This is a genomic window from Sphingomonas sp. Leaf242, assembly GCF_001422045.1.
Classification (GTDB): domain Bacteria; phylum Pseudomonadota; class Alphaproteobacteria; order Sphingomonadales; family Sphingomonadaceae; genus Sphingomonas.
The window spans coordinates 286157-305258 of record NZ_LMLW01000007.1 but is presented as its reverse complement, the minus strand read 5'-3'; the positions used below and the strand labels follow the sequence as shown (position 1 = coordinate 305258).

General features: G+C 65.2%; 17 protein-coding genes. 9 read left to right on the top strand and 8 right to left on the bottom strand.

The genetic code is table 11. The annotated features are described in order from the left end of the window. The first annotated feature begins 106 nt into the window (after positions 1-106). Positions 107-1372: an MFS transporter gene (locus tag ASF09_RS05865; RefSeq protein ID WP_235529676.1), complete on the top strand. Its 1266-nt coding sequence runs from the start codon at positions 107-109 to the stop codon at positions 1370-1372. A gap of 17 nt (positions 1373-1389) precedes the next feature. On the opposite strand, the gene ASF09_RS05860 is transcribed toward ASF09_RS05865, so the two are convergent. Genes ASF09_RS05860 through ASF09_RS05850 form a run of 3 tightly spaced genes read right to left on the bottom strand, consistent with a single transcriptional unit; the run spans position 1390 to position 5206 of the window. Next, positions 1390-3723, bottom strand: a complete 2334-nt coding sequence (locus ASF09_RS05860; RefSeq protein ID WP_060525341.1) for a xanthine dehydrogenase family protein molybdopterin-binding subunit — start codon at positions 3721-3723, stop codon at positions 1390-1392. Continuing rightward, entirely contained in the window at positions 3720-4703 is a 984-nt protein-coding gene (locus tag ASF09_RS05855) for an FAD binding domain-containing protein (protein WP_060525340.1), read from the bottom strand. Before ASF09_RS05855 ends, ASF09_RS05860 begins: the two co-directional genes overlap by 4 nt. Beyond that, positions 4700-5206 carry a 2Fe-2S iron-sulfur cluster-binding protein gene (locus ASF09_RS05850; protein WP_060525339.1) on the bottom strand — a complete coding sequence of 169 codons (507 nt, stop codon included), beginning with the start codon at positions 5204-5206 and terminating at the stop codon, positions 4700-4702. Before ASF09_RS05850 ends, ASF09_RS05855 begins: the two co-directional genes overlap by 4 nt. A gap of 209 nt (positions 5207-5415) precedes the next feature. On the opposite strand from ASF09_RS05850, the gene ASF09_RS05845 reads away from it, so the two are divergent. Beyond that, positions 5416-5778 (top strand): hypothetical protein, encoded by a 363-nt coding sequence (locus tag ASF09_RS05845; RefSeq protein ID WP_060525338.1) that lies wholly within the window; start codon positions 5416-5418, stop codon positions 5776-5778. Between the two features lie 16 nt (positions 5779-5794). Here the strand turns inward: ASF09_RS05845 and poxB are convergent, their stop codons facing one another. Then, positions 5795-7543, bottom strand: a complete 1749-nt coding sequence (gene poxB / locus ASF09_RS05840; RefSeq protein WP_060525337.1) for a ubiquinone-dependent pyruvate dehydrogenase — start codon at positions 7541-7543, stop codon at positions 5795-5797. A gap of 185 nt (positions 7544-7728) precedes the next feature. On the opposite strand from poxB, the gene ASF09_RS05835 reads away from it, so the two are divergent. The 5 genes from ASF09_RS05835 to ASF09_RS05815 all read left to right on the top strand — a co-directional run bounded on the left by ASF09_RS05835 (position 7729) and on the right by ASF09_RS05815 (position 10292). Further along, positions 7729-8070 (top strand): hypothetical protein, encoded by a 342-nt coding sequence (locus ASF09_RS05835; protein WP_060525336.1) that lies wholly within the window; start codon positions 7729-7731, stop codon positions 8068-8070. A gap of 3 nt (positions 8071-8073) precedes the next feature. Then, positions 8074-8409 carry a hypothetical protein gene (locus tag ASF09_RS05830; protein WP_060525335.1) on the top strand — a complete coding sequence of 112 codons (336 nt, stop codon included), beginning with the start codon at positions 8074-8076 and terminating at the stop codon, positions 8407-8409. A gap of 320 nt (positions 8410-8729) precedes the next feature. After that, entirely contained in the window at positions 8730-9005 is a 276-nt protein-coding gene (locus ASF09_RS05825; protein ID WP_056049482.1) for a hypothetical protein, read from the top strand. A gap of 356 nt (positions 9006-9361) precedes the next feature. Continuing rightward, on the top strand, positions 9362-9913 hold the full coding sequence (locus tag ASF09_RS05820) for a L,D-transpeptidase (protein ID WP_443024973.1): 552 nt from the start codon (positions 9362-9364) through the stop codon (positions 9911-9913). 34 nt (positions 9914-9947) lie between these two features. Beyond that, positions 9948-10292: a Rap1a/Tai family immunity protein gene (locus tag ASF09_RS05815; RefSeq protein WP_156359236.1), complete on the top strand. Its 345-nt coding sequence runs from the start codon at positions 9948-9950 to the stop codon at positions 10290-10292. 5 nt (positions 10293-10297) lie between these two features. Here ASF09_RS05815 and ASF09_RS05810 read toward each other — a convergent pair whose 3' ends face one another. Together ASF09_RS05810 and rsgA are read right to left on the bottom strand one after the other, a co-directional pair. Continuing rightward, complete coding sequence (locus ASF09_RS05810; RefSeq protein WP_060525334.1) at positions 10298-10543, bottom strand: hypothetical protein; 246 nt, start codon at positions 10541-10543, stop codon at positions 10298-10300. 59 nt (positions 10544-10602) lie between these two features. After that, positions 10603-11598 carry a ribosome small subunit-dependent GTPase A gene (gene rsgA, locus ASF09_RS05805; protein ID WP_060525689.1) on the bottom strand — a complete coding sequence of 332 codons (996 nt, stop codon included), beginning with the start codon at positions 11596-11598 and terminating at the stop codon, positions 10603-10605. Positions 11599-11823: 225 nt separating this feature from the next. Between rsgA and ASF09_RS05800 the strand changes: the two genes are divergently transcribed. After that, positions 11824-14646, top strand: coding sequence for a TonB-dependent receptor (locus ASF09_RS05800; RefSeq protein WP_060525333.1), 2823 nt, complete (start codon positions 11824-11826; stop codon positions 14644-14646). Between the two features lie 123 nt (positions 14647-14769). Beyond that, a complete protein-coding gene (locus ASF09_RS05795; protein ID WP_060525332.1) occupies positions 14770-15288 on the top strand; it encodes a hypothetical protein in 519 nt (172 codons plus the stop codon). A gap of 45 nt (positions 15289-15333) precedes the next feature. On the opposite strand, the gene ASF09_RS05790 is transcribed toward ASF09_RS05795, so the two are convergent. Both ASF09_RS05790 and ASF09_RS05785 read right to left on the bottom strand, forming a co-directional pair. After that, the gene (locus tag ASF09_RS05790) at positions 15334-16503 is read right to left on the bottom strand and encodes a CehA/McbA family metallohydrolase (RefSeq protein ID WP_060525331.1); all 1170 of its coding nucleotides are present in this window, start codon (positions 16501-16503) and stop codon (positions 15334-15336) included. A 17-nt stretch (positions 16504-16520) separates the two neighbouring features. Then, on the bottom strand, positions 16521-19028 hold the full coding sequence (locus ASF09_RS05785) for a TonB-dependent receptor (RefSeq protein ID WP_060525330.1): 2508 nt from the start codon (positions 19026-19028) through the stop codon (positions 16521-16523). Positions 19029-19102: the final 74 nt, after the last annotated feature.

Genomic DNA, 19102 nt, shown 5'->3' with positions numbered 1-19102 from the left:
ATTATACAATCGTCGAAACTTTCCGGGCGTTGGTCGATTTAACGATCCGACGACGGCCGGTTCGCGAACAATGTCGGGCGCTCGACAGCAAGTTTCAGGAATTCTCATGGCTATGACGGATCCGCCTTCCGCAACGGACACGCGGGACGAACCTGGCGGCACATCCGTCCCGACCAGGACGCTCGATGCGTTGAACTTCTTCCTGGCCGACGTGCGCGACGGGCTTGGACCGTATCTCGCCATCTACCTGCTGGCGGTCCGCGGGCCCGCGCATGGCTGGAACGAGGCGACCGTCGGCGCGGTCCTGACGATCGCTGGGATCATCGGCCTGATCTCGCAAACTCCTGCCGGTAGCCTGATCGATCGCGCCAGGAACAAGCCGCGGATCGTGATGATCGCCGCGTTGCTCGTGACGCTCAGCAGCATATCGCTGCCGATCGTGACCGGTTTCACCGTCGTCGCCATCACCCAGTCGGTCGCCGCGGTCGCCGGCGCCGTGTTCGCGCCGGCGATCTCGGCGATTACCCTCGGGCTGGTCGGACCCAAGCTGTTCGCCAAGCGCGTGGGCCGCAACGAAGCCTTCAATCATGCGGGCAACGCGGTATCTGCCGCTCTGGCGGGCGTACTGGCGTGGAAGTTCGGCCCGGTCGTCGTGTTCTGGTTGATGGGCGGACTGACCGTCGCGAGCATCGTCACCGCATCGCGGATCGACAACGGCGCGATCGACAACGCGGTCGCGCGGGGTCTCGACTGCGAACCGGACGACGATTGCGAGGAGCCGAGCGGCTGGAAGTCGCTGATCGAGAACAAGCCGCTGATGATCTTCGCAGTTACCGCATTCCTGTTCCACCTCGCCAATGCCGCGATGCTGACGTCGGTCAGCCAGCTTCTCTCGCGCACGGTCGGCAAGGACCAGGCGACATCGCTCACCGCCGCCTGCATCGTCGCCGCGCAGTTGGTGATGGTACCGGTCGCGATCGTCGTCGGTCGCAACACCGAGAAATGGGGCACAAAGCCGCTCTTCCTCGTCGCCTTCGCGTTCCTCGCTGCACGCGGTGCGCTGTACACCGTGTCGAACGATCCGTGGTGGCTGGTCGGGGTCCAGGCGCTAGACGGCATTAGCGCGGGCATCTTCGGCGCGCTGTTCCCGGTCGTGATCGCCGACCTGACCAAGGGCACCGGCCGCTTCAACGTCAGCCAGGGCGCGGTCGCGAGCGCACAAGGCTTGGGCGCAGCGCTGTCGGCCTCACTAGCCGGCGCGATCATCGTCGGCGCCGGCTACACCGCCGGCTTCCTGACGCTGGCGGTCGTTGCCGGACTAGGCCTTGCGCTCTATTTCTTCGCGATGCCGGAGACCAAACACCGGAATTGAGTTCAGGCCGCGTCGCTTCAGACCAGCAACTTGTCCAACGTGATCGGCAGATCGCGGACCCGCGTTCCGGTCGCGTTATAGACCGCGTTCGCGACCGCTGCGGCTACCCCGGTAATGCCGATCTCGCCGATTCCGTGCGCACCCATCGGCGTGTGCGGGTCGGCGATGTCGGTCCAGATCACTTCGATCTCGGGCACGTCGAGATGCACCGGCATGTGATATTCGGCGAGACTGGGGTTCATGATCCGACCGTTACGCTCGTCGAATTCGGTCTCCTCCATCAGCGCTAGGCCAAGGCCCATGATCATGCCGCCGCGGAACTGGCTGCGCGCGGTCTTCGGATTGAGGATCCGGCCGCAGTCGAACGCCCCCAGGAACCGAGTGACGCGCACCTCCCCCGTCACCGCGTTGACGCGGACCTCGCAGAAGATCGCGCTGTGCGAATGCATCGACCAGTGCATCTGCTCGAGCGGCGGTGATCCTTCGGCCGACACGCTGACCGCATCGCGCTGCGCCCGGCCGAGGATCGAGACATAAGACTCGCGCCGGGTTGGATCGTCGAGTTTGGCGAGACCGCCATCCTCGCTGCCGACCTCGTCCGGCGACAGTCCGGCAAGCGGTGAATCGTTGCCGGCGAGTTTCAACAATTCCGCCACCAGCGGGTTATGCGCGGCGATCACCGCGCCGCCGATCGCGGCCGTCTGCTGCGATCCACCCGCGAGGATCGACCCAGGAATGATCGAATCGCCATAGCGAACCTCGACCGCATCGAGCGGCAGCCCGAGCCGTTCCGCGGCGACCATCGCCGTGGTCGTCGACGTCCCCATCCCCATTTCGTGCGCCGCGACCTCGACCAGTGCCGTGCCCGCGCGATCGAGCGTGATCCGCGCTGCCGCTCCCGGCATCCGGTAATAGGGATAGGTCCCGGTCGCGCAGCCCATCCCGATCAGCCATTCGCCCTCGCGTCGCGCGCCCGGCAGCGCACGGTCGGCCCAGCCGAACGCATCCGCCCCAGCACGCCACGCCTCGACGATGTGCCGCGACGAGAACGGCAGGCCCGACGTCGGATCCACCTCCGGCTCGTTGCGCAGACGCAGGTCGATCGGATCGATGCCGAGCTTGACCGCGAGTTCGTCGATCGCCGATTCCAGCGCGAACGTCCCGACCGATTCACCGGGCGCACGCATGAACGTGTTGGCGAGCATGTCGATCTTCACGACGTCGACCGACAGCTTGATACTGTCCGCGGCATAGCCCGCGCGCGTGCCGAGAATGAACGGTTCGGGCATGTGGTTGTGCGGCGTATCCGCGGTGGTCCCGGCGTGGATCAGCGCCTGGAAATGGCCATCCGCACCCGCACCGATCGCGACGCGCTGCTCGGTCAGCGTACGTCCGCCAACGCCGCGGTAGACGCCCTCTCGGGTCAGCACGATGCGGACCGGGCGCCCGACCAGCCTGGCCGCCGCGGCGCCGAGGATCTGGTGATCCCACAGGCACTTGCCGCCAAATCCCCCACCGACATAGGGAGAGGTCACGCGGACCTGCTCGGCCTTCAGGTCGAACACGTCGGCGATCGTTGCCGCAGCCATCGTCACCAGCTGGCTGGCATCGTGGACGATCAGCTCGTCCCCCACCCAGGCGATCGTCGCTGCGTGGGGCTCGATCGCGTTGTGGTTGTGCCGCGGCGTTCGATAGACCTGGTCGACTTTGTGTTGCGCCACCGCGAGCATGGCGTCGGCATCGCCGATTGTGTTCGACAGCGGTTGGCCCATGAAGGTTGCCGGCTCGGCGCCCTTGGCCTTTGCCGCCGCAAACGACGTGATCGATGGCTCTACGGCGTAGGTCGCGACGATCAGCGATGCGGCGTAGTCCGCCTGTTCCTGCGTTTCGGCCAAGACAACCGCGATCGGCTGCCCGTTCCAGGCGACGCGATCGTCCTGCATGATCGGCAGGTCGGCGGGCGCCGCCGCGGTCGGCCCAGACCCGAACACCGCGGGCTGGTTCATCCGCGGCGCATTGCGATACGTCATCACCGCGACGACGCCAGCCGAAGCCTCCGCGGCCGCCACGTCGAGCGTCGCGATCCGCCCGCGCGGGATCGTCGCGAACGCCAGCGCGGCATAGACCATGTCGTCGAGCGCGAATTCGGCCGCGAACCGCGCCGCGCCCTTCACCTTCAACGGCCCATCCAGTCGCGACACCGATGTACCGATCAGGCCGTGCTGACGCGCGATCAGCGGATCGGGAACGCCGCCGGGAACCCAGCTGTCCGGCGCGAGCGGGACCAATTTGCTGACCGCACCCTGGACCAGACCCTGCGCGGTCTGCTTGACGGTATCGACGATGCTCATGCGGATACTCCCAGGTCGCCAAGGACGGCGACGATCGTCCGTTTCGCGAGTTCGATCTTGAAACCGTTGTCGCGGAGCGGCCTGGCGTCGGCGAGTTCGGCGATCGCGGCTGCACGATACGCCGCCTCGGTCGCCGGGCCACCACGCAGCAGCGCCTCCGCCTTGGTCGCGCGCCACGGCTTGTGCGCCACGCCGCCGAGCGCGATACGCACGTCCCTCACCTGCCCGTCGACCACGTCGAGCGCCGCCGCGACCGAGATCAGTGCAAAGGCATAGCTCGCCCGATCGCGGACCTTGCGATAGGTCGAAGTCGCCGCGAACGGCATCGCGGGCAGTTCGATCGCGGTGATCAGGTCGCCCGCCGCCAGCACCGTGTCGAGATCGGGACGATCGCCCGGCAGACGGTGCAGTTCACCAAACGGAAGCGTCCGCGCGCCACCGCGGCCCTCGACATGGACGAGCGCATCGAGCGCGGCAAACGCGACGCACAGGTCGGACGGATGCGTTGCGACGCAGGCCTCCGATGCACCCAGAATCGCATGGATACGCGTGAAGCCCCCGACCGCATCGCAGCCCTCGCCGGGCGCCCGCTTGTTGCAACGCGAACCGTCGGTGTCGTAGAAATACGTGCAGCGGGTGCGCTGGAGCAGATTGCCGCCGACCGTCGCCATGTTGCGGATCTGCGCCGACGCCCCCGCCAGGATCGCGCGCGACAGCATCGGGTAGCGCGCGCGTACCCCCGCATGCTCGGCGAGCGCGGTGTTACGCACCGCCGCCCCGATCAGCAGCCCACCATCCGCCGTCTCGGTGATCGTATCGGACAACCCGGTGACATCAACGAGCGTGTCGGGCTTGGCGACCGTCTCGCGCATCAGGTCGACCAGATTGGTCCCGCCGCCAAGATAGGCCGCCGTTTCCGCATGGCCGAGACGGAGCGCTTCGGCGGTATCGCCGGCCCGCGCATAGGCAAAGGGGGTCATGCCGCCATCTCCGCCGCCACGGTTTCGCGGATCGCATCGATGATCCCGTTATGCGCGCCGCATCGGCATAGATTGCCGCTCATCCGCTCCTGCATTTCCTCACGTGTCAGCTGCACATCAGCGGTGAGATCGGCGCTGACGTTACTCGGTACGCCGCGCTTAGCTTCTGCCGCCATGCCGATAGCCGAGCAGATCTGGCCAGGCGTGCAATAGCCGCACTGGAACCCGTCATGGTCGATGAACGCCTGTTGCAACGGGTGCAGCGCATTCCCGTCCGACAGTCCCTCGATCGTCGTGACCCGACGCCCGTCATACTGGACCGCCAGCGCGAGGCACGACAGGATACGCTCACCGTCGACCAGCACCGTGCACGCGCCACATGCGCCCTGGTTGCAGCCCTTCTTCGTGCCGGAGAGGTGCAGCCCCTCGCGCAACAGATCGAGCAGCGAGACGCGGGGATCGTCGGGCAAAGCGACTGCCGATCCATTGACGAGTATCGGCATCGCTCTCTCCTAGCTAAAACATGTGCTCGCGCATACGACGCGGCCGGGCATAATTTTATACCGAACGGTATAGGCGGTTTATTGCGATGCGCCAGTGGCTTGCCGCGCGATATGTCGCCCTATTTTCCAAAGCGCGTTTCACGCGGTATGCGGGCGCCAAACGGAAGAGACCGGAGCAAGCGCGACGGCACCGCAATCGGGAACAAGCGATGGCAGACATTAGTCCGACCGACTGGGACGCAGCACAGGTGCGCAAATGGCTCGACGCCCGGATCGCCGCGGCGCGGTCCGATCAGGTCGTCGCCGAACGCGGCGGCTATGGCCAGCAGGACGACTGCGACAAGGCCACCGCCGAGGAGATGGTCTGCACGATGATGCAGGCCAAGGACTCGGCGGTCGACCAGACGCGCTTCGCCGCCAACCTGAAGGCACTGCTCGACCGTGACGAGTTCATCTGGCGTGGCGTATATGACGACACGCGATTCGACCGCCACGTCCGGTCCTACGTCCGCAAGCTCGCCAAGATGGTCAAGACGAACAACGGCTTCGACCGGACCGCGCGCTACCAGTGAAGCGCGTCCCGTTAGGTCAAAACAGCCGTTTCAGCAGACCGACATTGGTCTTGCCAAGCTCGACGACCGAATCCCCCCGCCCGCTGATGATCGCCTTGGCCATGTAGAGCGTGAAGCCCTTCATCTGCTCGAGCGTGATCTTGGGCGGCATCGACAGCTCGGTGCGCGCCGTCACCGCATCGAGCAGCGCGGGTCCCGGATGCGCCAGCACCTCGCGGATGCCGGCCTCCACCTCGCCCGGATCGGTGACCCGCACGCCGTGGATTCCGATCGCCCGCGCCATCGCCGCGAAGTCCGGATTATCGAGCGCGACGCCGGTTTCGACCAGCCCCGCCGCCTTCATCTCCATCTCGACGAAGCCCAGCGTGCCGTTGTTGAAGACGATGATCTTCACCGGTAGCCCAAGCTGGCGGACGGTGAGCAATTCGCCCATCAGCATCGCCAGACCGCCATCGCCCGACAGCGTGACGACCTGGCGATCCGGGAAGCTGGCCTGCACGCCGATCGCCTGCGGCAATGCGTTGGCCATCGATCCGTGGTTGAACGATCCGATCAGCCGGCGCCGCCCGTTCATCTTCAGATAGCGCGCCGCCCAGATCGTCGGCGTGCCGACATCGCAGGCGAACACCGCATCGTCTGCCGCGACCTCGCTGACGACGCGGGCGACATGCTGGGGATGGATCACGCCGCTGCCGGGCGTGCCGTCGGCGAGTTCGTCGAGTCCCTTGCGCGCCTCGGCATAATTGTCGCGCGCGGATTTCAGGAATGCGCCGTCGCGGGCGCCCGTCAGATGCGGCATCAGCGCCGCGAGCGTCGCGCCGACATCGCCGACCAGCCCGATATCGATCGCGGTCCGCCGTCCGAGATTCTCGGGGAGCAGGTCGATCTGCGCGACCTTGGCGTCGACCGGATAGAATTGGCGATAGGGAAAGTCGGTGCCGAGCATCAGCAGCACGTCGCAGCCCATCATCGCGTCGTACCCGCTCGAAAAGCCGATCAACCCGGTCATGCCGACATCATAGGGGTTGTCGTATTCGACGAACTCCTTGCCGCCGAGCGCGTGGACGATCGGCGCCTGGAGCCGTTCGGCGACTTCGAGCAGTTCGGCGTGCGCGGTCCGACACCCGCGGCCGGCGAGGATCGTCACCTTGCCGGCGCCGTTCAGGAGCGTGGCCAGTTCGGCGATATCGGCGTCTGCGGGGACCGTCGTCGCGCGCGGCGGCAACAAGGCGCCCGCCGACCGCGCCAGCGTGCCGGTGGTCGAGCGCAACGCGACATCGCCCGGCATCGCGACGACCGAGACACCGCGATGGCCGACCGCCGCGCGGATCGCGGTCTCAAGCGTACGCGGCATCTGGTCGGCGTCGGAGATCGTCTCGCAATACACGCTGCATTCGCGGAAGAGCGCCTCGGGACGCGTCTCCTGGAAATAGTTCGAGCCGATCTCTCCGCTAGGGATCTGCGCAGCGATCGCCAGCACCGGAACGCGGGTCCGGTTACAGTCGTACAGGCCGTTGATCAGATGCATGTTGCCGGGGCCGCATGACCCGGCGCAGACCGCGAGCCGACCGGTCAATTGCGCCTCGGCACCCGCGGCGAACGCGGCGGCCTCCTCGTTGCGCATATGGATCCATTCGATCTTGCCCTGGCGCCGCAAGCTGTCGGTCAGCCCGTTCAGGCTGTCGCCGACCACCCCGTAGATGCGCTCGACCCCGGCCAGATGCAGCGTTTCGGCGAACAGGTCGGCGATGACGGTCTTCGGCATGTAACGGCTCCAGGCAATTTGAATGATCGCTGTCGATCGAACGACGGACAGGACGCAAACGCGTTTCACGTCGGTAGGGATGCAGCGCACGCAACCTTTCACCCAAAGCCTGCTTGCGCGACACGGACGGAACGGCTTTGAGTCACCCCCGTCGGAAGCGCCCGTCGAGAGAGTTCAGGTACACCATGGCCCGCAAGCATTCGAAACACATGCCCTATGAAGACCCGCAGGCGGCGGAGGAGCAGGACGTTCCTCAGGTGGTGCAATGCTGGTTGTGCGGCCGTCCGACCGGGACGACGATCGTCTGGCATCATCCGGTGCCGAAAAGCCGCGGTGGACGCGATGTCGTGCCGATGCACCCGGTCTGCCAGCAGACGCTGACCACCAATTTTACCAATTCGGAATTGCAGCGCGCCGGGATGGATGTCGACAGCCTGCTCGCCAATCCGACCATCCGCAAGTTCGTCGACTGGGTCGCGAAGAAGGATCCCGACTTCACCGCGTCGCCCGCCAAGAAGACCCGCTGAGGCGTGCCCGCGGACGTTCATCCGGTAACCCCGGACGGCCGATACTTCGTCGTCCGAGGCAGGCTATGGCGTCGCGCCGATCCCTCGCTGTCCGAGGACCGTCGTACCACGCTGGTCGCCGAGCTGATGCAGGCCAGACGTGCGGTGGGGGTCGCGTTGCGCAAGGCCGACAAGGCGGCGTTGGCGGAGCCGCGGGCGGGCGTCGATCGTGCGAAGGTCGCGCTCGGCGAACGCGGGCCGGTCTGGTGGGATGACGGCACGCCGGACCTCAACCGCCGCATGGTCGCCAACACGCCCTATGCGGAGTGGTTCGAAAACGGCGCAAACGATCAGGGGTGAACGCTCTGACCCGGGTCGAAGGCGGCGGATCGACGCCGTGACGATGCACGCCCTGCGACCACGACGTCTAAAAAACGAAGCGGTGCCAATGAGATACAGCCTGACGAAGTATTCGCTGCCACGACGTCGGAACCGCGCAACCGCCGTCGGATAGACCCCGTTTTGCGCAAAGTCGGTGCTTCGATTTGACCCGTAACGGACACATTTCAGCCAAAACGAATTGCCAAATGGATCGGGCCGGGACCTTGGTCGCCGGGAAATACCACTACAGATGAGGTGAGGGAATGAATTCTAACTTTGCAAAGCGTTCGGCAGTTGCGATGATCCTGCTCGGTTCGGTCAGCCTCGGCGGCTGCGCAACCAAGGGCTATGTCAACGATCAGATCGCCACGGTGAACACCCGCATCGACGGCATCGACGGACGTCTGCGCACGGTCGAGGGCGTATCGGGTCAGGCGCTGACCCAGGCCCAGGCTGCAGCCGGCCAGGCACAGCAGAATGGTCAGCGGATCGACCAGCTCAACGGCCGCGTCGATGGCGTCGACCAGCAGATGCAGCAGCTCCAGAAGCAGCGCGCGCGCAAGCCGCGCGGCTGATCGCCGAACATCTAATGCCGGGTAACCGGCACTTGTAACGGAAAACGGCTCTGCTAAATCGTCGAATGATCAATCTTCGAACGATGGCGTCAGAGCCGTTTTCTTGTGCGTTTCGGGTCGCCGCATTGGTGTCGCTTACGGCGGTACCTTGCCTCGCGAATGCCCAGACCGCCGACGCCAGCACTCGACCTGCCAAGAAAGCGGCGAACGCGAAAACCGGGCCTGCCAAGCGCCCGTCGGTAAAAGGCGCATCGGTAAAAGGCGCATCTTCAAAACGCCCACCTTCAAAACGGAAGGTCGCGAGCGTTGCTCCCCCGGTGCCCGCTCCCATTCCGACAGAATCCGCATCTCGGGTGATGGCTTGGGTCAAGGCGGCGCAGGACAACGCCACCCTGCCCTATATCGTCATCGATAAGCCGGCCGCTTTGCTCTATCTGTTCAAGGCAGACGGCACGTTGCTCGGACAGACGCCCGTGCTGCTTGGCATCGGCATCGGCGACGATTCGACCCCGGGGGTCGGTGCCAAGAAGCTCGAAGACATCGGCCCCGCCGAACGCACGACGCCCGCTGGTCGGTATGTCGCCAAGTTCGGTCGCGCGTTCGGCCATGAGCGCGTGCTCTGGGTGGACTATGCCAATTCCGTCGCGATCCACGCGGTCATCACCACGAACAAGAAAGAGAAGCGCGTCCAGCGGCTCCTGTCGCCATCGCCCGACGACAACCGGATCTCGTTCGGCTGCGTCAACGTCGGCACGCCCTTCTACACGCGCAAACTGAGCCCGCTGTTCAAGAAGGCCGGTGGCGTGGTCTACATCCTGCCGGACACGAAGACGCTGGACGATGTATTCCCCCGCCTCCGCCTGCTGCCGTATCTCGACGGCGCAGCACAGAGCGAGCCCGCTGCATGACCGTTATACCCGCTCGATCGAAGAGAAGAACCGCATGATCCTGTTGATGATTGCCGCACTCGCCGCGTCGAAGGCGCCCGTCGTGGTCAGTTCGCTGACGACCGAGCAGCTGGTCAGCGACTGTCGCGGCAAGGACACCGATCCTGCCGCCACCTTCTGCACCGGCTATATCATCGGCGCGTTCGACACGCTGTCGCAGGCGCGCCAGATCTGTCCGAAACCCGCGACCGCCTCGACGCTGGAGACCGTCGCGTCGGTCCGTCGATACCTGCGGATGCACGACGAGCAATGGACCGATGCGCCATCCTTCGTCGTGCGCAACGCGTTACGGGCGAAATTTCCGTGCGGAAGCACCGCGGTCAAGCGGAAGCGCAAGTAAGCCTGTCAGGCAGACACATCGTCCGGCGCTTCGTAGATATCCGGGAAACCGTAGGCGGACGGGGGATCGTCGAACGTGCCGCGTGCGAACACCACGACGTCGCCGGCCGCCACGTCCAGCTTGGCCCAGCTGTCCCAGCCGACATGGATGAAGTCCGGCGGCCCGAAGATACGGATCGCGCGGGAATATTCGTCTCCCCGAAACCCGACGAAATGCAGCGCGGGACGGTGCGAAGGGTTGGCATCGTTCATTACGGCATCGGCGTAGCGGCTAAGGACCGGAACACGCCGAACCTTGGCATGACGCGCGCTTAGGACCGCCGCCGACCGCCGGTCGACACCGTTCCCTTTTCCTCCGCCGCGAGCCTGCGCCAGCGGTCGAACCGCTCCGGGGTCAGCGTCCCCGTGGCGATCGCCGCCTGGATCGCGCAGCCCGGTTCGACCCGGTGCGAACAGTCCGAGAAGCGGCACTCCTGCGCGACCAGGGTGAAATCGTCGAAGACCTCGGCGATGCCCGACGCTGCCTCGGACAGTTGCAGCTCGCGCATCCCCGGCAGATCGAGCAGCCATCCGCCCTGTTCAAGCCGATGCATCTCGCGCACTGTCGTGGTGTGCCGCCCGGTCCCGTCGATGGCGCGGATCGCCTGCGTCGCGATGCTGTCGGAGCCGCGCAACGTATTGACGAGCGTCGACTTGCCGACTCCCGACGATCCGAGAAACGCGACGGTCTTGCCCGGACCGCACCACGCCGCGAGCCGCGCGACGTCGGCTGGGTCGCGACCATTGACCGTCTCGACCAGCAAACCCGGTTCGATCGCGCGCGCCGCCGCCGCAAACGTTTCGGGCGTATCGGTCAGGTCGGACTTGGTCAGCACCACGACCGGCTGTACGCCGACCTCACGCGCCAGCACTAGATAGCGCTCCAGCCGCGCGACGCTGAAATCCTGGTTGCACGACGCGACGATGAACACCGTGTCGACGTTGGCCGCGATCATCTGGTCCTTGCGCGGATCGGCCGGCGAGCGTCGCTTGAACAGGTTGATCCGGTGCAGCACGCGGATCGGATGCCCCATCGCGTCGTCGAACAGCAGCCAGTCGCCGACGGTCGGGTGGTCGTCGGTCGGCTGCGCGCCGGGGATATAGGGCGAGACGAAGTCGCGCGATCCCTCGCCCGCCACCGCGATCTTGCCGCGGTGGACCGCCATCACGCGGACCGGATGGCAGTGCTGCGCCTCCTCGTCCGAAATCTGCTCGCTGAAATGCGCGGTCCAGCCAAGGTCTGCCAGCGTGTCGGTCGTCGGTGTCATCGGGTCACTATAACCGCTTTCGATCGACCGGCATCGGATATTGCAGTGTTCGATCAGCGGCGGATAGGTTCGGCTGATGGCCGTCTCGCATCCGCTCGTTCCGTAGCGTAAAAAGTAACCAAACACGTACAATTATACGATCCTGTCATAAAACGGTATCGAATCGGTCCTAGCTGCCCGGTCAACGGACGTATCAGTCCGCCCAACCATCCCAGGGGGGAAACCATGAACACGACACTCCCGATGCCGGTACGCCGGCAGCGATCGCGCGCGCTTGCTCTTTTGACGCATGTCGCCGGCGGTGCGCTGGCCGCCGCGATCGTCATCGTCCCCGGCACGGCTGCGTTCGCGCAGACCAGCCCGGCCACTGCGACGACGGACGACACGCTGCCGAAGGAGACCGTCAGCGAGGCGATCACCGGAGACATCGTCGTCAACGGCCGTCGTCAGCAGACCGCGCTCGCCGAGGAGCATGACGCGGTCGGCGTCATCGACATCGTCACCACCGGCGACGTCGCCATCCACTCGCAGACCGGGATCGCCGATCTCGCCAAGCAACTGCCCGGCATCTCGGTGAGCCGCGACCAGGGCCGCAACCAGAGCGCGACCGGCGAGGCACAGTACGTCTCGATCCGCGGGTTCGACACCGGCTACAACGCCTACACGCTTGACGGCCTGCGCCTGCCGCAGGTCGCCGGCAGCTCGCGCGCGATCTCGCTCAACCTGTTCTCGCCGTTCGCGGTCGGCGCGATCGCGGTCGACAAGACGCCCGGGGCGGCCAAGGATTCCGACTCGATCGCCGGCATCATCGACCTGCGGACGCCGACCGCGTTCGACTTCTCGACCGACTTCACGCGCGCCCGCGTCCTCGCCCAGGGCGCGCAGCTCGCGCTCGACCGCAAGCAGAAGGGGTTCGGCGGCGCGGTCGGCATAGACGCCGCGCGGCGGTTCGGCAGCGACCGTCAGTTCGGCGTCTATGTCGCGGGCTATTACGAGGAGCGCGCCAACGCCGCCGAATCGACCGCGGTGCAGAACGACTACAAGACCACCGCCTTCAACGTCGGCACACCCCGCGCCAACGGGAACGCCCTGTCGGCCGACGGCGTCCAGTGGAATTTCTACAACAACGAGATCAAGCGCTACGGTGCGACCGGCTCGCTCGACTATCACGGCGACCCGATCGAACTGTTCGCGCGGGTGAACTACGCGACCTATCTCAACACCAACACGATGAACCAGACCGGGCTGCGCAACGAACTGACGCGCGGCCAGACCAGCTCCAACCCGGTTCGCCCCCTGACCGGTGGCGGCACGACGCAGTCGTACAACGCCGCGGGCGTCTACACCCCGCTCGGCATCAACCCGGCCAGCTATTTCCGCACCGAGGACGTCGAGCAGGAACTGTTCTCCGCGCAGCTTGGCGGCAAGGCCCACTGGAACGGTTTCACCGCCTCGCTCGAAGGCGCCTATGCCGACGGTCGCTTCGATCAGCCGCAACGGATCGAGGCGGCGTTCCGCGGGATCGCCTATAACGGCGCGGCGAACAACACCGGCGCCGCAACGCAGGGCGTCGTTGTCGACCTGTCCAATCCCAAATCGCCGCGACCGGTGCTGTCGTCGGGGGCGAGCGCCTATGTCTCGTCGCTCGACCGACCGAGCCAGCTCTACATCCAGCAGGGCTACGATTATCTGTCGGAGGTCAAGAAGACCGTGAAGGGGAGCATCGGCTGGGACGGCACCGGCGTGCTGACCAACGTCGCGATCGGCGGGCTGTACGAGAATTCGGACCGCGATGGTCGCTCGCTGGCGCCCGACGTCACGCGCTACCGGTTCCTGACGCCGCTCCAGAACGGGACCGTGCAGGGGCCGACGATCAACCAGTATAACGGCCATGTGCTGACCGACTTCCTCGATTATTATCCGTCGCGCGGGATCAAGGTCCTCGACCGCAGCCAGCTCGATTCCCAGGTCAGCCAGTATGTGAACCAGTCGCTAGTCTCACCGACGGTGATCAACCAGGGGCTGCTCAAGGGCAACGAAAAGCGCAAGGCGGCCTATGCGACGGCAACGCTGACGATCGGGACGCTGGAGGTGATGCCGGGGCTCCGCTATGAGGACAACAGCTTCCGGGCGCGGTATTTCTCGACCAACGCGAACGGCGTCGGCGGCACTTTCGTCGATGCGGGACGCGATTACGACCATCTCGACCCCAGCCTGCTGGCGGCGTGGAAGCCCGATGCGCGGTTCGTCGTGCGCGGCGCGGTGCGGTCGAGCTATGCGCGTCCGGCCTTCGACCAGCTCGCTGGCCCGACCCAGCGGAGCGAGGCCGATTCCAGCGGCAACATCACCGTCACCCGGCCCAACCCGAACCTGAAACCGGTCGAGGCATGGAGCTATGACGCGGGCGTGGAATATTATGGCGGCGTCGGCCGCTATCTCCAGGTCGCGCTCTATTACAAGACTCTCAAGAACATCCTCGTGCCGACCGGGACGCGCTCGATCGGCGACACCGTCGGATCGGTGACGACGATCCAGCCCGCCAACGGCCGCGACGGCAACGCTCGCGGTATCGAGGCGTCGGGCCGCTTCACGATCGGCGACATGCTCGCATCGAACTTCCTTGGCAATTTCGGGGTCGGCGGCAACATCACGTACCAGCACACCGAAGCGAACTATCAGATCTCGGCGACCGACATCCGGAAATCGACCCTGCCGCAGGCGCCGAACCTGATCTACAATGCCGAGATCTTCTATGCCGCCGGCCAGTTCCGCACCAACCTGTCGTACAACTACACCGGTCGTTTCCTGGCGACCGTGCAGGACAGCCAGCCCGACATCTACGTCCAGCCGATCGGCGAGATGAACTTCGGCCTCGCCTTCGCCGCCACCGAAAACCTCGAGATCGGCGTGGCGGCGCGCAACCTGCTCGACCAGCACACCTATTGGGCGACGGTCGGCAAGTCGGAACGCTACATCTCGAACGATCGCAACGGCGGCTACATGAATACCGGTCGCGTGTTCCAGTTCAGCCTGACGATGAAGATGTAACGGTGAGATCACCGCCGTTCGCTAGTGAGAGGCGACCGGCGGTGATCGACTGGCCACTGGCCGCGCCGTCGTGGTATATAGGCCAAGACAGTGTGCCCAAACGCCAGGGAGTCTTGGAAACCGATGCTGTTGATCATGGCGGCACTGACGGTCGGACTTCTCGGACCGATGACAGCCGGCTCACCGCCTGTCACGACGACATTCGCATCGGCGGCGCGAACCTGCGACGTTCTACAGGCGGCCTATACCGCCACGACAAACTCGCGATCGACAGCGTATCCCCCGGATGTGCAGGCTGCTTCCCGCATCCTGTCCATCCAGAGCTGGACGCCCGACTTCAAGGCTTCGCTCTCGCTGTCTTCGCAAGAGTTAGAGGACATGGCGGGCAATGCGACGGCCTATGCGGTGCCCGACTTCAAGCCTGCATGTGAATGGAAGGGGACGCGTGGCGCGGCAACCGACGAAGAGGGCCACGCCAGGTACGTGACATTCACGGCTCCGATTTTCGCAAAAACCGGACGTCTCGCGATCGTCGAAGTGTCTTTTCGCGAACAGGATTCCTTCGGATACGGGCTGATCTGCGTCGTCCGGCGGCCGCAGGCGACGTGGTCGGCGACCTGCGTGCGGAGCTGGATCACCTGAGGGTGGTCGCTACATCCCGCATCGGGTCGCCCCGCCCACCCCGCGCTAGAACTTCGGGTCGAAGTTGAAGAAGATCGGGTTCGACAGCGCGACCATGTTGCCGCTGAGCGCCATCGAATTGGGCACCTGCGGATAGGGCGTCTGCGGGCCCTCGACGGTGACGCGGTAATAGGTGCGACCGTGGACCGGCGGCGTGTCGGTGAAGGTCACCGATCCGGTCGCCGGATTGCTGGTATAGGCGCCGAAATCCTCGCCATCCTTGACCACCTTGATCTTGTACGCCGCGCCCTTGATGCCGCCACCGACGAGCTTGACCTGAAACGTCACCGGCCTGCCAGTCGGCGCCGCGTTGTCGCCCATCATCATGTCCATCCGACCGTCGCCATCGCGGTCCGCCAACAGCTCGACGCGCGGGTCGTCGGGGTTGGCACTGACCGAGACGCGCCCGTTGCCGAGCGCATCGATCACACCCTGCGCGGTGCGCGTCCTGGCGAAGACCCAGGTCGTCGGCGTGCCGACATAGTTGGCGGTCGCCTGGATGCTGTTGGGCACGGTTTGTGCAGCGGTGTCGGGAATGCCGTGGTGAGAATCGCTACCGCCGCGCCCGGTCAGCTTGCGACCCGAGCGGAGCATATCGTCCCAGATCATCATCGCGTTGAGGTTGGTCGGCCAGACCGCGGAGTTCCAGACTTCGATCGAGTCGACCATGTCGTAGGAGAAGCCGAAATGATCCTTGCCGCTCGGATGGTTCGCCGACAAATGGATGCCGAGCGATTTCTTGACCGCGAGGATCTTCGCATCGCGCTCGTCCTCGACGTCGAACAGGCGCTGGTGATCATAGGGCTTGGCCGAGAAGACGTTGCCGTGGCCACGCACCGTCGTCCATTCCGCGCCGTACAGCAGGATCACCGACTTCGACTTGAACTCGGGGTCTGACCAGGTGTTGTGCGCGACGTCGCCGTGGACGTGATTGTCGTGATCGGTGATCGCCAAATAATCGAACCCGGCGTTTTCGGCGAAGCGGATGATCTTCGCCTCCGGGTTGTTACTCGAATCGGTGCTGTGCCGCGAGTGCAGATGGAGATCGCCCTTCAGCCACTGGCCCTCCGTCAGGCTGGCAACCGGCGGGATCTTCGGATCGGCGGCAACAGGAGCAGCCGCCTCTGCCGAGGAGGATACAAACAGGAGCGCGACGAGCGCGAGACGATCGAGCATGATGGGATCCTTCCGGCTTAGAAGCGGTAGCTGACGGCGGCGCGGACGTTGCGCTGGTACAGCGAGCTGCCGATGAAGACCGCCTGCCCCGCTTCGCTGCTGTCGATCGTTCCCGCGCGCGGATTGCCGTTGGTCAGGCCGAGCGTGTTGGTGATGTTCTGCGCGATCAGCTGGAGCTGGAGTTTCGACGCGACGTTGACCTGCGCCTGCAGGTCGACGCTGACATAGGACGGCAGGCTGATCTTGTTGGCAACGTCGGTATAGAGCTGGCCGGAATAATTGACGTCGGCCTGGACACGGAGCGTATCGCCGAACAGCGTTACACCGGGGGTGACGCGGAAGATATTCTCGGGAATGCCGTTCAGGCGGTGGTGCGAATAGTCGGTGAGCACGCCTGCGCTGTTGGTGTAGACGAAATCGGAGAAGCGTGAGTCCTGGTAGGTCCAGGAGCCGTGCAGGTCGAACCACGCGACCGGACGGATCGTCGCTTCCAGTTCGACGCCCTTGGTGATCGTGTCGCCGTACACCGTGACCGGCGATAGCAGGCCGTTGGCAAGCGTGCGAAAATCGCTGATCTGGTAGCTGTTGTAGACGGTGCGGAAGCCGGTCGCGTAGAAATCGACCGGGCCGCGCGAGTATTTGATGCCGCCCTCCAGCATGTTGAGCGTCTGCACCACCGGCGTCGCGCCCGCATTGGTGATGAAGTTGGAGACTGCCGGCAGCCGGAACGTGTCGGTGTAGCGCACGAACGCGCCGACATAGGGCTGGAACTGATAATTGGCGCCCGCCGTCCAGGCGAACCCGTCATATTTGCGCGAGAACGGCGTGAAGACGCCCGTGCCTGTCCCGACCGAGTCATCGGCGAGCGTAGGACTTTGCCCCAGATTGACCTTTTGCGCGCCCTCGACCGCGCCGCTGGTCTTGATCCGTTCGTAGCGGACGCCGCCGTCGAACCGCAGCTTCGGCGTGATCTGCCACTCGTCGCTCGCATAGACCGCGACGTTGTCCGAAATGCCGTTGGCGTTGGCGAACTCGGCGCCGTAGCCGACGATGCCGCCTTCGGTCAGCGACGCGAGCTTGTTGCCGCTGGCGTCGAGCCGATAAACGTCGAGCAGGTCGGCGTGGTTCTTGACGTCGGTCAGCACCGACGCGGTGTTCGCGCCATATCGCTCGTTCTCCCGCGCGTAATAGAAGCCGATGGCGAGATCGTGATGGCCGAGCAGGTCAAGCTTGCCGACGATGCGGGTGTCGTTGATGAACTCGCTCAGCGGTACGGTATGCGTCCGCGCGAGATCGACCAGTGCGAGCCCGTTGCCGTTCTGGTTGGCCATATCGAACGCGGTGCCAGTGTCGCGGTAGAACAGCCCGAGCGTCTGCCCGGCAGCGGCGTTGATCGCCTTGCCGAAATTCGTGGTGAGGAACGCCTGTGCGGGCGCGACGCTGTAGGGGGTGATGCTGTTGCGCTGCGTGAAGCTGTCGCGGTAGCGCATGTTCTGCTGGATCTTGATCGTATCGGTCAGCTTGTATTCGGCTTGCAGGCTGAGCTGCGTGAGCCGGACCGTGCTGCCGACCGCATTGTCGAACGAGACCGGGCCAGTGGGGGTTCGGAAGGTCAGATGTTGCGTGTCCGGGCCGGCGATATTGTCCTTGCGATTGTCGAGGCCGGGAACGCTGACGACGTCGCCGTCCGCGTTAGTGGTGTAGATGCCGCCACCCCAATAGCCGACGCGTTCATCGATACGCTTGACGCCGAACGACACCGAGCCGCGATCGAAATCGCGCGACAGCGTGGCGCGGATCTGCCCGCCCTGGTCCTGCCTGAAGTCCGAATGGTGCTGGCCGTCGGACAGCCGGTAATAGCCCCCGGTGAAGAAGTGCCAGCCGGTATCGCCGATCGGGCCGCTGAGCCAGCCGTCAACGCGGTGCGAGTTATAGCTCGATCCTTCGTAGCGGATCAGCCCCTCGAGCGTATCGCCGCCGCGCCGCGAGATGAAGTTGATCGCCGCGCCGGGGGCGTTCGAGTAGAAGATCGCCGATGGTCCGCCGCGGACGACCTCGATCCGCTCGACGGTCTGGTCGATCCGCAGCGACTGGTCGCCGTTGAGCCAGCCGAGCCCCGGGTCGCCCTGGATCGGAATGCCGTCTTCCAGCAGCGCGACGGTCTGGAACCCGTCGCTCGGGATACCGCGAACGCGGACGCCCGCGCTGACTTCGCCCGAGGTGGGCGTCGTATAGAACCCCGGCACCTGCTTGAGCGCTTCGGCCACCCCGACCGGTGCGCGCAGCCGGAGATCGCGGTCGGAGATCGTCGAGATGGCGTAGCTCGTCTCGACCTTGCGCTGGCCTTCGGTACCGGCGCGGCCGGTGACGACGATGTCGTCGCCGTTCGTATCTCCGCCATCTTGGCCGGCTGCGGGAACGCTGGGTGTTGTCGCGGCCTGCGCAAAAGCGGGCTGTGCGACGAGCGCGATAGTAGAGAGCGCGGTGGCCAAGGCCACGCGCGACACGAGAATACGGGTCATCATTATTTCCCACCCAGCCAAAAGCTGGGCCGACCTATGATAGTCTTTGGTATCGTTTTTGTGACAAGGCGGTAGCA